Here is a 14,653-nt window from a genome sequence, read left to right as displayed (position 1 = left end):
AACTTGCTGACAAGAAGTTAGAATCAGATCACACTTTAATGGTCAGACCTGTTATTGGGCTTTTTTAGTGCCAAACAGCAGGGCAAACATGGAAATCGATAGCGCCGCCTGAAATCTCTCAGCGATAGCGCACATAAAGAGGGTGACAAATGAGTGATAGACAACAGGTAACTAACGCAAAGGGTGAGCGTATCGCCATTGTGGCTGGCTTAAGAACGCCATTTGCGAAACAGGCGACCGCATTCCACGGTGTGTCGGCGCTCGATATGGGCAAAATGGTGGTTAACGAGCTGCTGGCCCGTAGCGAACTGGATCCTAAATTGATTGAGCAACTGGTGTATGGTCAGGTGGTACAAATGCCAGCGGCACCCAACATTGCCCGTGAAATCGTGTTAGGGACCGGCATGGATGTGTCAACCGATGCTTATAGCGTGACCCGCGCCTGTGCGACCAGTTTTCAATCTGCGGTGAATGTGGCCGAGTCAATCATGACGGGCAATATTGAGATTGGTATTGCCGGCGGCGCCGATTCTTCCTCGGTATTGCCTATTGGGGTATCTAAAAAACTTGCCCATGCCTTAGTCGATCTGAATAAAGCCCGCAGCTTTGGCCAAAAACTACAGATTTTCCGTCGTTTAGGCATCAAAGATTTATTGCCTGTGCCACCTGCCGTTGCTGAGTATTCTACGGGATTGTCCATGGGGCAAACCGCTGAACAAATGGCCAAAACGTATAATATCAGCCGTGCTGACCAAGATGCGCTGGCGCACCGCTCCCACACGCTGGCGAGTGAAACGTGGGCCTCAGGTCACCTACGTGACGAAGTGATGGTGGCCCATGTTCCCCCCTACAAACAGTTTATCGAGCGCGATAATAACATTCGTGAAAACTCCGATTTAAGCTCTTACGCTAAACTGCGTCCCGCTTTCGATAAAAAGCATGGCAGTGTCACCGCCGCGAACAGTACACCGCTGACCGATGGCGCCTCGGCGATCATTTTGATGAGTGAAGGCCGTGCTAAAGCCTTGGGGTATCAACCTATTGGTTACATTAAGAGCTACGCATTTACCGCGATTGATGTCTGGCAAGACATGTTGATGGGACCTTCCTACGCAACGCCATTGGCATTAAAACGCGCCGGCATGGAATTAGAAGATTTAACCCTCATCGAAATGCACGAAGCCTTTGCGGCACAAACCTTAGCGAACATGCAGATGTTTGCCTCAAAGAAATTTGCCGAAGAAAAATTAGGGCGCAATCGTGCCATTGGTGAAATCGATATGAGCAAATTTAACGTGCTCGGCGGCTCTTTAGCTTACGGCCATCCTTTTGCGGCCACAGGTACGCGTTTAATCACTCAGGTTTGTCGTGAGCTTAAACGTCGTGGTGGCGGAACGGGACTAGCAACGGCCTGTGCTGCGGGTGGTTTAGGGGCTGCAATGATTGTGGAAGTGGAGTAATGGCGATGGAAAAGACATTTAATTTAACCCGCCGTGAAGACGGTATCGCCATTCTAATGATGGACGTACCCGGCGAAACCATGAATACCCTCAAGGCAGAGTTTGGCCCTGAGATCAGTGAGATCCTGTCTGAGATTAAACGCGATAGCAGTATCCGTGGCCTAGTGCTGATTTCGGGTAAAAAAGACTCCTTCGTAGCTGGGGCGGATATTTCTATGCTCGACGCTTGCCAAACGGCGGGCGATGCGAAAGCCTTATCCCAGCAAGGGCATGTGGTGTTTAACGAGTTAGAAGCCTTGAATATCCCTGTGGTTGCCGCGATACATGGCGCCTGTTTAGGGGGCGGTCTTGAGCTTGCGCTTGCCTGCCATCAACGTGTGTGCAGTGATGACGGCAAGACCATGTTGGGCGTACCCGAAGTGCAACTCGGTTTGTTACCCGGTGGCGGCGGTACTCAGCGTTTGCCTCGTTTAGTGGGGATCACTACTGCGCTGGATATGATGTTGACGGGTAAACAAATTCGTCCTAAACAAGCGTTAAAGATGGGCTTAGTTAACGATGTGGTGCCACAGACAATTTTACTGCAAACCGCAGTGGAGATGGCGCTCGCGGGTAAGCGCACGGCGAAACCAGTTAAAAAATCTCTGGTTAATCAATTACTCGAAGGCACAGGGTTTGGTCGTAACATTATTTTCGATCAAGCTGCCAAGCAAGTCGTTAAGAAAACCCAAGGTAACTATCCTGCACCAGCAAAAATTATTGATTGCGTGCGCCAAGGTATGGCGAAGGGAATGCAGAAAGGGCTTGAGGTGGAAGCCAGCCATTTTGCTGAGCTGGTGGTGTCGAAAGAATCTGAGGCGCTGCGCAGTATTTTCTTTGCCACTACAGAGATGAAGAAAGAAACTGGCGCCGAAGGGGCGACACCACGTAAAGTCAAAAAAGCCGTGATCTTAGGTGGCGGTTTGATGGGCGGTGGTATTGCTTCGGTCACGACGACTAAGGCGAAAATTCCTGCGCGGGTAAAAGACATTAACGAAAAGGGCTTAAGCAATGCGCTTTCTTACGCCTATAAGTTATTGGATAAAGGCGTTAAACGTCGTCATATGACGCCGGCCGTTCGCGACAATTTAATGGCACTGATGACAACGACGACCGAATATAAAGGCGTTAAGGACGCTGATATTGTTGTTGAAGCCGTATTTGAGGATTTAGCGCTTAAACATCAGATGGTTAAAGATATTGAGCGTGAATGCGGCGAGCACACGATTTTTGCATCTAACACCTCATCTTTACCCATTGGCCAAATTGCACAGGCGGCCAGCCGTCCTGAAAATGTGATTGGCTTACATTATTTCTCACCAGTAGAAAAAATGCCGCTGGTGGAAGTGATTGCCCATGCGAAAACGTCTCCTGAGACGATTGCCACCACAGTGGCCTTTGCCCGCAAACAGGGTAAAACGCCAATCGTGGTACAAGACGGTGCCGGTTTTTATGTTAACCGTATCCTCGCGCTGTATATGAACGAAGCTGCACAATTACTGCTGGAAGGCCAGAGTATTGAGCACTTAGACAAAGCCTTAGTGAAGTTCGGTTTCCCCGTTGGCCCTATCACTTTGCTCGATGAAGTGGGTATCGATGTCGGTGCTAAAATCGCTCCAATCCTTGAAAAAGAACTGGGCGAGCGCTTTAAAGCCCCAGCAGCCTTCGATAAGTTACTGAGCGATGATAGAAAAGGCCGTAAAAATGGCAAAGGTTTCTATCAATATGCTGCTGGCAATAAAGCGTCGAGCAAGAAGAAAGCCGTGGATGAAAGTGTTTACGCAGTACTTGGCATCAAGCCAGGTATGGACAAAGACTTAAGTGCTGTGGCCGAGCGTTGTGTGGTGCAAATGCTCAATGAAGCAGTACGTTGTTTAGATGACGGCATTATTGCTTCCCCGCGTGATGGTGATATTGGCGCCATTTTCGGTATTGGTTTCCCACCATTCTTAGGTGGCCCATTCCACTATATTGATACCCTAGGTGCCGATAACTTGGTCAACATACTGGAACGTTATCAAGCTCAATACGGCGACCGATTTGAGCCATGCCCACGTCTTAAGGCGATGGCGGCAGAAAAGGCTCGTTTCTTCTAAGTGCACAAATAGAGGTTGATTAAAAAAGCGGCAATATGATGCCGCTTTTTTATTGCCTCAAGGCTAATTTTTGCCTAAAAAATGTTCACATTTGTTTGAGTGATCTTGTATTATGGCGTCCCTATTTACGGCAGTTGTGCCGTGATACCGTCAGTGTAGATGTTGCTTAGTGCTGATAAATAGCCTCGCTCAGAGTCTATTTATATTGAGAACGGCTATTTTTTGATTTGCACATAATGGCTTAGCCGATAAAGAGGTTGCTGTGGGATTCATGTTTTATGTGGTTGTCGCCTTGTCGGTGAGTTGCTCCTGGTGTTTTGGCGTTGCGGCTTTTAGAGTAGGACTTTCGGTAAGCTATTGGGCTGTAATGGGATTTATACTGGGACCCTTAGCGTTTCCACTGTTTTCCTCCCATAAACGTATTGCGCTAAGCAGAATGCGCCGAACTTCTGACGCTAGTCTAACCGCTTAATGTTGATATGATTTGTCGTAAATGTGGGCAATAAAAAAGGAGCATAAAGCTCCTTTTTTATTGCCCTAGGCTACGCGCTAGCAAATGGCTCTAGGCTCTGTGAACGGTATATTTCCGCTTGAAGGGGAAATTAATTCCACCAACCCTTTGCAGGGATCACTTCAAGGTGGTTTAAGCCTTCTGGTAATTTCACTTTTTTACGAACAGGCTTTGCGAAACCAAGTGCTTTTTTGAGTGAGTTAATCATATTTTATTACCTCAATTTAAAGATTAATTACGCGATTTCTGTATTGGAATTAGCAAATTTCACATATGGATGGCCAGCGACTTCTAATGGCTTGAATTTCACATATGGATGGCCAGCGACTTCAAGTGGTTTGAACTTAACATATGGATGGCCAGCGACTTCTAATGGTTTGAACTTCACATATGGATGGCCAGCGACTTCTAATGGCTTGAATTTCACATATGGATGGCCAGCGACTTCTAATGGCTTGAATTTCACATATGGATGGCCAGCGACTTCTAATGGCTTGAATTTCACATATGGATGGCCAGCGACTTCTAATGGCTTGAACTTCACATATGGATGGCCAGCAACTTCAAGTGGCTTGAATTTCACATATGGATGGCCAGCGACTTCAAGTGGCTTGAATTTCACATATGGATGGCCAGCGACTTCTAGTGATTTGAATTTTACATATGGATGACCAGCTACTTCTGGATTAACGTCTTTAGTCGCTTCGGATGATACAACAGTTTGAGAAAGGCTTTTCTCTACAGTTGTTTCAATGGCCGCGGCTGTTGTTACAAAGCCGATTGTAGACAGTAATGCTGCTGCAGTTAGAATTCCTTTCATCATTTTATCTCTCAGGGTAGTTGATAATGTTTTATTTTTTGACTCTGAACATCTTAATGCAGATGTTGTGCCAATGTTTCAAACTACCGATTGAGAGATAATTTTATGATCAAATAATCTTGTGGTGGGGCATGAATTTACTCCGATCATCTTGAAGCAATTGAGTAAATTCAATTTCATTAATCGCTTTGCTAAAGATATAACCTTGTATTTCTTCGCAGTTAAGGGCCCGAAGGATATTTAGCTGCGCGGCTTGTTCTACACCTTCGCCGACAACCGACAGACCCATATTGTGAGCGATGGTAATGATTGAATCGACCATCTTCAAATCTCGGTCAGATTTATCAATATCATCGACAAAGGCTTTATCGATTTTGAGCGTATGAATTGGGAACCGTTTTAAGTAAGAAAGTGAAGAATAACCCGTACCGAAGTCATCCAACGCGAGGCTCACTCCCATCTTAGCTAATTGCTGCATAACGGTTATAGCCATTTCTGGCTGCTTAATAACCGTCCCTTCGGTGATTTCGAGTTCTAGGTGAGAGGCCGGTAATTGCGTTAAGCGTAAAATAGATTCTATGCGTTGCTGTAAATCGGGTAGGGCAAACTGACGTGACGATAAATTGACGGCGACTCTTCCTTTGAAGAGCCCTTGTTCACGCCATTTCTGCGCCGCAAAACAGGCTTTTCTAAGTACAATTTCACCGATTTCAATAATAAGGCCATTTTCTTCCGCAAGGGGAATAAAATCATTCGGTGGGATCAGTCCACGGGTGGGATGATTTAAACGGACTAAGGCTTCCATCCCCGCGACGTGACCACTTTTAAGATCGACTTTGGGTTGATAATACACCTCAAATAAATCTTCTTTTAATCCTTCACGAATGAGGTTTTCAATTTCTAATTGTTTAATCGCATGTTGGTTAAGGGATTCTGAGTAGAATTGGTAACAATTACCGCCAGCAGATTTAGCATGATACATGGCAATATCGGCTTTTCTCAGAAGTGCCTGCTCACTCTGTTCATCTTCAGGATAGAAAACAATACCAATACTTACGCCCAAAACGAGCTGCTCATTACCGATTTCAAACATGGTTTTAAAGGCTTCAATTACTCGTCCTGCAATCGCGGCAGAAGCACTGATGTCAGATGTTTTATCGAGTACAATCGCAAACTCATCGCCACCTAGACGATAGATACTGGTGTTTTTAGGGAGAATTGACTTAATTCTGATGGAGACGAGTTTGAGTAACTGATCGCCAATTTGATGGCCTAAGGAGTCATTGATACGTTTAAAATTGTCGAGGTCGAGTACCATTAAGGCATGGGTAATTTCTTTATTAACCAAGTTTCCTAATGTGACTTGCAAGTTTGAGCGATTGGGCAGCCCCGTTAATAGGTCATTGTTGGTGAGTTTACGAAGTTCTTCTTCTTGCTGTTTACGTCTCGATATATCAGAAAATACCCCTACGTAATGCGATAATTCACCTAATTCATCGTAAATGGCGTCAATAGTCAGCTCCATATGGAAATGACTATTGTCACCACGGCTGGCTTCGACTTCGCTGGCCCAACGGCCTTGTTGTTTTAACATGGTACGAATTTGATTAGAAAAGGATTCCGGATACAAATCGAAGGTAAGCAGATTACCAATAAAATCGGTTCGATTACGCTGAGATATTCTACAGCACGCTTCGTTCACCTCTACAAATCGATATTCGCTGTCGAGAATAAACATACCTTCGGAAATATTTTCAATGGCTTTTTCGAACAGTTTTAATTGTTCTTCCTTTTGCTTGAACTGGCTAATATTTTTTATTGTGCCCGTCATCCGCAGCGCATTATCTTTATCATCTCTTTCTACAATTTTTGCTCGGTCTAAGATCCAGATCCAGCTATCATCTTTGCCCTTAACTCTATAGGCCGCTTCAAAATGATCAGTTTCACCGTAGAAGTGTTTGTTGAGTGCTTCCCTTACACGTTCTTGATCCATGGGATGAATATTACTCTCTTCATCACTGTTGCCAGAACGGTGACCATCCCTCGGAAATTCCAATGCTCCCCAAATATTCGAACGGAAAATATTGCCAGTCTCAATATCCCAGTCCCACATTTCATCGCCACTCCCCCATAAAGAAAGTTTTAGGCGTTCTTCGCTTAATGCAATTTGGCGTTGAATTTCTCGTTTACGTAGGATTGCTTTGAAAACAAAGAGGGTGAAAAGCATTAAAATAATGAAATAAATTACTTTGGCTTGAGTTGAAGACCACCAGGGTGGAGTTATTATAATATTTACTTCTTTTTCAGGGGATTTATCTCCTGAAAGTTTATTCATAGCATAAACTTGAAAAACGTATTTTCCTGGTGATAAGTTCGTGTAAGTTGCAGAATTAGTCCCATTTGAATAAATCCAAGTGTCAGAAAGTCCTTGCATTCTATAGTAATAGCTTGTAGCAAATTCATCTGACATTGGAGATATGAAATCGAAAGAAAATGGATATTCAGAGTATTTTAGTTTTATTTCGTTTGTAACATCAATTGGTTGGCTTAAGTATTTGCCATTTTTTTCTTGTGAAATATTGAAAACTGAAAAGTTTGTTATCTCAGTTTTGCTGACTTTTTGGTTTTTTATGTATTCATTAACTTCTTCAGGAGAAACAATACTTATCCCATTTATTCCTGCCAATAGAACAAATTCGTTAACTCTTATAGCACTAGGAGAGTTATACTCATATTGACTTCCATTTGATGTATTTAATGTATATGAAGAGTGGTTTTTTTTGTTGTAAACAATGACTTCACCTAGTGATGATACCGTAATGAAGTCTATGTCACTAACAATTGAATATATTTCTTTATTGTTTGATAATACTTTTTCTATTGTGCCAGTTAATGTGTTGTAACGCATTATGGCTGACGAAGTTCCAAATAATATGTTGTTGTTATCTTTTTCTATACTGTAAGTTAATTGTTCGCTGACAACAGTTTCGTTGCCATTCTCATATTTTCTTAAACCACCTTGACTTGCCACATAAAACAGGTTTTCAGATATTATTTCAATATCGAAAATCGGCTCCCCTCTTTGTGTGTCAAAGGTATTTATTACATTAGAATCTTTAATTATCAATATTTTTCCATCTGGAGTTCCAGCAGATAAGATTGAACCATCATCATTACTAGATAATGATGAGATAGTTTCTTGACTCAGCATAGTAGCTGATTCGTTTTCTAAAACGAATAATCCAGAGCTAGTTCCGTAAAAAAGTTTCCCTTCGTTCATTACCGCATATTTATATCCCTTTGTATGGGTATTGAAATCAACTGCTTTTTGAAAATTATTATTGAAAAGAGAGATATATTCTGAATCTGATGATACAAGGAAACCACTTTTGTTTTTAGTTATATGCCAAGTGCTGTCGTTAGCGAGCGTGGTATGTTTTACTAAGTTACTTTGACTTTTTATGATTGAAAATCCTTGGTCAACACTACCAACCGAAAAGTAACTTTTGTTCACATAAAAGTAAGTTGCTTTATCTTGAGCGTATTCGGATAATGATCCTATGATTTTTCTTGTAAGAATGTTAATGATACTGTTTTCGGAAATCCCATATATAAGCTCATTGTTTTTGGCTAATTGTGAAAATGCACGGTCATCTATTTTTTTTACAAGGTTTCCATCATATTCAAAAAGACCATTCTTTGAAGATAGTATGAGAGTGTTGGCATCTTTTTGTTCAATATCTATAACATTTTCTTTAATGAGAGTTAAGTTTCCGTTCTTTAACTCATACAGTTTTCCTGAATAGTCTTTAAATAAGTAAGTATAACCTATTTTTATGGACTTCTTTATTTCTCCTATTCCTTCTTGTGCTAATGTATTAAAGTTATTTTTCCCAGTTATTTCTATTATTGAGTTATCGGTGCCAATGATTAGGCTATTTATTGATATATTTATGCTCCAAATAGGTTTGTTCTCAAGTGGATGGCCGTATTTTATGAATGAGTCTTTACTTTTATCATATATCGCTAAACCATTATCAGTACCTACGTAAAGATCACCATTCTTATCTAATTGTAAACTTCTAATAAATGAGCTAGGCAAGCCCGAATCTGTTCCATCTGCATAAAAATGTTTGAAATTTCTTCCATCAAACCGGTTAAGCCCGTTAAGCGTACCTATCCAGAGATAGCCATCGTTATCTTGAACTATTGAAGTTACAGTACCTTGTGAAAGACCTTGTGCGACACCAAATGACTGTGACTGTAAAATCACTATGGGAGAGGTTTCACTCGAAAATGCTGAAGCAGAGAAAGATGAAATCAAAGTGCTTAAAAATAAGCAACTAAGTAGGATTATTTGTAAGAGTGCTTTTGGCATAGTGTAGTTCTTAGTATTGTCCGAGGATGCCATGAAACAATTGTGTTACATCACTTTTCCAGAAATAGAAGCTTTTGTCAAAAGCCAGAATGTAAAAAATCCTTTTAATAGCATATAGATGGACTAATTTTGTACTTTGTCTTGACGCATTGGCATTGTTCTACCAACTTTTTCATCAGTTTTTTGCTTACTGACAATAGATACAACTATAGATTTACGTGCATTTAGCGATTTTGTTTGTTGGTTACCCATATGACATGAATACCATTACGTAAGTGCTAACTTGTCAAAAATTGAACTTTTCAGTGTTTTGTTTAAAGAGTTTAAGATCGGTAATCATATTGCCTGATTCAAGCTCTGACTGCGCCGCATGGGCAGAGCCTGTGCTAAAAAGCACCAGTCTGTCGCTATGCTTAGTGCGCATTTTTCGCATCATAAACTTAATAAGGTCTGGGCGAGTGAGTTTGTTGATTTCCTCGACCACTAATTCACGCTGATTAAACTGGTAATCACGGTTGCCCACGCTCACCCAATAACGCTGGCCTCGGGTTTTGAGGTTAGCATCATGTTCCATCACTTGATTGATGAGTCCCTGTTTAGTGCTTTCCCATTCTTCATTGGTAATTTGCATCACGGCATAATTAAAGTCCGCGATAAACTCATCGATTGCCTCTAACAAATGTAGTGGTCCCGTTGTCGGGGATTGAATATAGAAAATGAGTCCCGGATGGCGATTGAGTGGCAAATAACCTGTGCCTACCATATAGCCCAATTGTTTTTCGGTGCGTAGTTCATGGAAGAAGGTCGAAGACATAGTGTGATTGAGTAAGCTAAACAGCGCCATTTTTTCTGGCGTCGCTGAAGCAGATTGATAATAAACAATAATCGCACTGTCTTGATGGTCTATTGCCAATTCCCGAAGCAGGGTGCCTTGTCCGGTTAAGTTGATTAATTCACGGGTCGACTCCGCGCTTGGGCTAGAGACTAAGGACAAGATATGTTCCAGTCGTTTTCCTAAGGCTTGCGCCTCTGACACAAGCCAGTCGCCATAAATCAGCCCTTCGAGGTAAATCTTCTCGTAAAAGGCGCGTACATGGTTATGCAGATCATTTAAGGTGATATTTTCAAGCATCTGCGCCATACGCGCTGGCTCGTAGCTGCGTTTTTGCAGCGTGGCGGTCAGGCTAGTGAATAGCTGCGAAATCGGCTTGGCTTGCGCGAGGTTTTGCCAGCTACGTAGCAGCTGAGATTTAATTAACGCAAACCGTTCTTCGGTGAAATTACGTTCTCTCGCCTTTTGGATCAGCAGGGCTAACAGCGTTTCTTGATTCCCCGTAAAACCAGACAAATGCAGGGTGATCCCACCCTGATGGGGGTAAATGTTATAGCTAAGCCCTGCGACTTCCGCTTGGTAAGTGGGCTCAGTCAAGTAATCGAGCAGCATCTCAACGTATAAGCGGGTGAGGGCAGCATGTTTTGGGGTTTTACTCGCTTGCTCCGAATCGAGGGATAGATACATATGGCCTTTCGGGACATTAAACTCATCGTCTTTTTTATGCCAAATTCGGTATCCCGTTGATTCCGCGACAATCACGGGTACGGCGACTTCACTTTTATCGGGGCGGGCAATGGAATCGGCTACGATAAAGGGATTGGCAGCGGGCAATTGCAGCTCAGGGCGAATGTGTGTGACTTGCCAACGGGCAAGGGATTCGGGTTTTATCGGTAAGACTTGGTATGGCGTATGATACCAATTGGCTTTGCGGTCGGTCTTAACGGACTGTGCTATGAGTTGCAAGCGCATATTTTGCGGCGTCATTAAGCGCAATAGCTCAAGGGTTTCATCAATATCTAAGCCATCCATGCGATAGTCGCCAAAGACTAAGTCTTCCACTTCGTAGTGATGCATATTGATGCTTAAGTGGCTGGCTAAATCGAGGGATTTCACTTGCTCCTGATAGCGAAACGCCATTTTGAGCAGATTCGCACGTTCTAAATAGCGCCAATCCTCAAGGCCTTGGTTTTTTATCAGCTCGATGTATTCAAAGCAGCTGCACACAATATCATCAATATTGGCCACGCCTTTGTCGGTCAGTTGTAGGCCTATACTGTAGTCCTTGAAGTTATAGCCATTGACTCCGCCGCCTGCGGAGAGGTTATTCACTAAACCTTGTTCTTTAAGATACGACAGCAGGCTGCCTTTACTCTCATTGCCGAGGATATGGCTAATATAGGTGAGCGGCTTGCGTTTGTAGTAGTGATCGATGCCAGGAAAGTTAAAACTGATACTTAAACGCTTTTGTTCCTTTAAGGGGACAATATTGATTTGCTTAAGCAGTTCGTTTTCAGAAAACAGCGGTACATCGGGATACTGTTTGACTAAGTTTAAGTTTCTGATTGTACTGAAATATTGCACTGCAAGCGCCTGAAGCTCATCTAACGGCATAGGTGCGACTAAACAGAGCGTCATTAAATTGGCGCTGTAATGGCTTTGATAAAATGCTAATAGCTCGCTTCTGACCTGCGCCTGTTCTCCGCCTAGCGTGACTAAATTGCCCACGGAAAACTTTGAAAACGGATGCTGTTGATTGACGGTTTCTTTAAGCACTTGATAGGTGCGGCGGATATCGTCCTTCAGCTTTAAACTAAATTCAGATTGAATCGCTTGGCGCTCCCTATCGACTAGGTCGAGGTCAAATTTGGGGGCGATAAAGAATTGGCTAAATCTGTCTAGGGAGTCGGCAAATACGTCGGCGTTGATCGTAAAAAAGAAATTGGTGTGCTCTGTGCCGGTCCAAGCATTGTTACTGCCGCCATGCTGATTGATAAAGGCATGATACTCGCCGGAGTCGGGGAATTTTTCCGTGCCTAAAAAGAGCATATGCTCTAAAAAATGCGCCATACCGGGTCTATCCACAGGATCATCAAAATGTCCTACGGCCACCGCCATGGAAGCGGCGGCTTGGCTGGCGTCCAAATCTTCGACCAATAATACCCGCAGGGCATTATCTAACACGAGATAACGGTACTGACGATGATCGTTTGGACTTTTGTAAATAGACTGAGAGGCTTGCAAAGAGACACTCCGGTAACGATGGCTTGTTATATATTGATAGTCTTAATGGTTTTTGGCAAATATCTCTTGTGTTTATCGACTAAAGATTAACCCTTACAAGGTTTGTTGAAATCCATTTTAGGGCTACAATTGGGATAAAACAAAAACAAGTGTGGGTAGCGAGAGAAGTATGCAGCTATTTTTGATGCGACATGGTGACGCTGGATTTAATGCTCAGTCGGATAGGGACAGAACGCTTACCGATTTAGGAAGACACCATACTGTCTTAATGAGTAACTGGTTAGCCCGAAGTGTCAGCGATTTTGATCTTGTTTTGGTCAGCCCTTATTTACGTGCGCAGCAAACGTGGCAAGAATTGAGTCAGCATTTCCCCGAACCACGCAAATGGCTGGTCGTGGATGATTTAGTGCCTTCAGGCGATCCCGCCAATGTGGCCGCCTTAATTGTTGCCTATGCCGAGTTGTATAAGGCCGATAAAGTGCTGGTGATTTCCCATATGCCGCTCTTAGGCTATTTGGTTAGTGAGTTAGTCGCAGGTGTTGAGCCGCCCTTATTTGCCACCTCAGGAATTACTCTGATAGATAAACATGCCGAGCAGGCCTGCATTGTTTGGCAGCATGCGCCCCACAGCATTAGTTAATTTCTTCGATAAAACAAAGGGCTCACATCAGTGGGCCCTTTGTTTTTAGAGGATTAATTCGTCCATTAACGTCGATGCGGCTGGTCGCCAATATCGATAAGCACCAGCAGCGCCGCATCGCCACCCCATTCTTTGGGGGCCTGATGAAAGGCTTTTACCATAGGATGTTGCACCAACCACATAGGCACCTGCTGTTTTAGTATGCCAGTGCCGTAACCGTGCATCACACAACAACATTGGCTTTGCTGTTTTACGCAGGCTTGGATCAGCGCCGCGAGTTCGAGTTTAGCCTCGGATTGGCGGTAACCGTGTAAGTCCAGCAATAAATCCGGTTGGTAATCACCTCGTCTTAAGCGTTTAAGCTCGAGACTGTCGACACCCTCGTCGAGCCAACGCATTGGCCCCTGAACGGGCAGCAGAGGTTGATAAGTATCTGAGAAATAACTGTCAGCATGCAGTTGCTGCTCTTTCAGTTCTATTTCCTGTTTGGTTTTTAGGGGCGTGCGAAAATGCCGCTTATCTTGGTCGATAGGTTTTATCCCCTCGATCAGCGCCGAAAACATCGCCATGCCTTCTTTATCATCGTCTTTATTCATGGCGGGTATTCTATTGAATCCTATGGTTTCTGAACAGAGTTCAGTTACAATGTTTACGAACACACAAGCGGGAGAGCGTTTTGGATAAGATCTTTGTAGATGAAGCTGTGACAGAGTTACGCACCATAGGTGACATGTTGCGTTGGGCGGTGAGCCGCTTTAATGATGCCAATGTGTACTATGGCCACGGGACGGATAACGCGTGGGATGAGGCCATCGCATTAGTGTTTCATGCGCTGCACTTGCCCGAAGAAATCGGTCAACAAGTGATTTTAAGTAACTTAACCAGCAGTGAAAAACACAAAATCGTTGAGCTGATCATTCGCCGCGTACGTGAGCGTTTGCCTGTGCCTTATTTAACCAATAAAGCGCGCTTTGCAGGGCTTGAATTCTATGTGGATGAGCGCGTATTGGTACCTCGTTCACCTATCGCCGAGATGATTGCCAATCGCTTTGGTCCTTGGTTATATGGCAAACCCGTTAATCGTATTTTAGATTTATGCACTGGCAGTGGCTGTATTGCGATTGCCTGTGCCTACGAATTTGATGAAGCAGAGGTCGATGCGCTCGATATCAGCGAAGATGCCCTCGATGTGGCGCAAATCAACGTTGAAACCTTAGGCGTGATGGACAGAGTTTTCCCGATGCAATCGGATCTGTTTTCAGCCATTCCTGAAGGTCCACAATACGATTTGATTGTTTCTAATCCGCCTTATGTTGATGAAGAAGACATCGGCGATATGCCAGATGAATATCACCATGAGCCAGCCATTGGGTTAGCTTCCGGTCGTGATGGCCTTGACTTAACCAAACGCATTTTAGCGAATGCGGCTCAATACCTGACACCAACAGGGATTTTAGTGGTTGAGGTGGGTAACTCTATGGTGCATCTGATGGAGCAATTCCCTGAAGTGCCGTTTACCTGGGTTAACTTTGAACACGGCGGTGATGGTGTGTTTGTGTTGACGCGCGACCAACTGGTCGAACATCAATCGCTTTTTGCTATTTATCGCGACGCGCAATAATAAATTAGGTTG

Annotated in this window: 9 protein-coding genes; 4 read left to right on the top strand and 5 right to left on the bottom strand. The window is 43.6% G+C overall.

All coding sequences use genetic code 11. The features are described from left to right. Positions 1-149: 149 nt before the first annotated feature. Together fadI and fadJ are read left to right on the top strand one after the other, a co-directional pair. Positions 150-1,460, top strand: coding sequence for an acetyl-CoA C-acyltransferase FadI (gene fadI / locus CF168_RS13470; protein WP_011622190.1), 1,311 nt, complete (start codon positions 150-152; stop codon positions 1,458-1,460). 5 nt (positions 1,461-1,465) lie between these two features. Beyond that, the gene (fadJ, locus tag CF168_RS13465) at positions 1,466-3,595 is read left to right on the top strand and encodes a fatty acid oxidation complex subunit alpha FadJ (protein ID WP_011716519.1); all 2,130 of its coding nucleotides are present in this window, start codon (positions 1,466-1,468) and stop codon (positions 3,593-3,595) included. A 746-nt stretch (positions 3,596-4,341) separates the two neighbouring features. Here fadJ and CF168_RS13450 read toward each other — a convergent pair. The 4 genes from CF168_RS13450 to CF168_RS13440 all read right to left on the bottom strand — a co-directional run bounded on the left by CF168_RS13450 (position 4,342) and on the right by CF168_RS13440 (position 12,380). Then, complete coding sequence (locus tag CF168_RS13450) at positions 4,342-4,929, bottom strand: hypothetical protein (RefSeq protein WP_011716521.1); 588 nt, start codon at positions 4,927-4,929, stop codon at positions 4,342-4,344. A gap of 106 nt (positions 4,930-5,035) precedes the next feature. After that, positions 5,036-9,304 carry an EAL domain-containing protein gene (locus CF168_RS13445; protein ID WP_089068129.1) on the bottom strand — a complete coding sequence of 1,423 codons (4,269 nt, stop codon included), beginning with the start codon at positions 9,302-9,304 and terminating at the stop codon, positions 5,036-5,038. Between the two features lie 123 nt (positions 9,305-9,427). Further along, a complete protein-coding gene (locus tag CF168_RS22655) occupies positions 9,428-9,556 on the bottom strand; it encodes a hypothetical protein (protein ID WP_276207209.1) in 129 nt (42 codons plus the stop codon). A 34-nt stretch (positions 9,557-9,590) separates the two neighbouring features. Then, positions 9,591-12,380 carry an insulinase family protein gene (locus tag CF168_RS13440; RefSeq protein WP_089068128.1) on the bottom strand — a complete coding sequence of 930 codons (2,790 nt, stop codon included), beginning with the start codon at positions 12,378-12,380 and terminating at the stop codon, positions 9,591-9,593. A gap of 169 nt (positions 12,381-12,549) precedes the next feature. On the opposite strand from CF168_RS13440, the gene sixA reads away from it, so the two are divergent. Further along, positions 12,550-13,020 (top strand): phosphohistidine phosphatase SixA, encoded by a 471-nt coding sequence (gene sixA, locus CF168_RS13435; protein ID WP_011625784.1) that lies wholly within the window; start codon positions 12,550-12,552, stop codon positions 13,018-13,020. A gap of 65 nt (positions 13,021-13,085) precedes the next feature. Here the strand turns inward: sixA and smrB are convergent, their stop codons facing one another. Continuing rightward, positions 13,086-13,616, bottom strand: a complete 531-nt coding sequence (smrB, locus tag CF168_RS13430) for an endonuclease SmrB (protein ID WP_037431201.1) — start codon at positions 13,614-13,616, stop codon at positions 13,086-13,088. Positions 13,617-13,696: 80 nt separating this feature from the next. Between smrB and prmB the strand changes: the two genes are divergently transcribed. Then, positions 13,697-14,641, top strand: coding sequence for a 50S ribosomal protein L3 N(5)-glutamine methyltransferase (prmB, locus tag CF168_RS13425; protein ID WP_037420141.1), 945 nt, complete (start codon positions 13,697-13,699; stop codon positions 14,639-14,641). Positions 14,642-14,653: the final 12 nt, after the last annotated feature.

Source organism: Shewanella bicestrii (assembly GCF_002216875.1).
In the GTDB taxonomy this organism is placed as follows: Bacteria; Pseudomonadota; Gammaproteobacteria; order Enterobacterales; family Shewanellaceae; genus Shewanella; species Shewanella seohaensis.
Note: the sequence above shows the minus strand (reverse complement) of the source record. Positions and strands in the feature narration are given on the sequence as shown.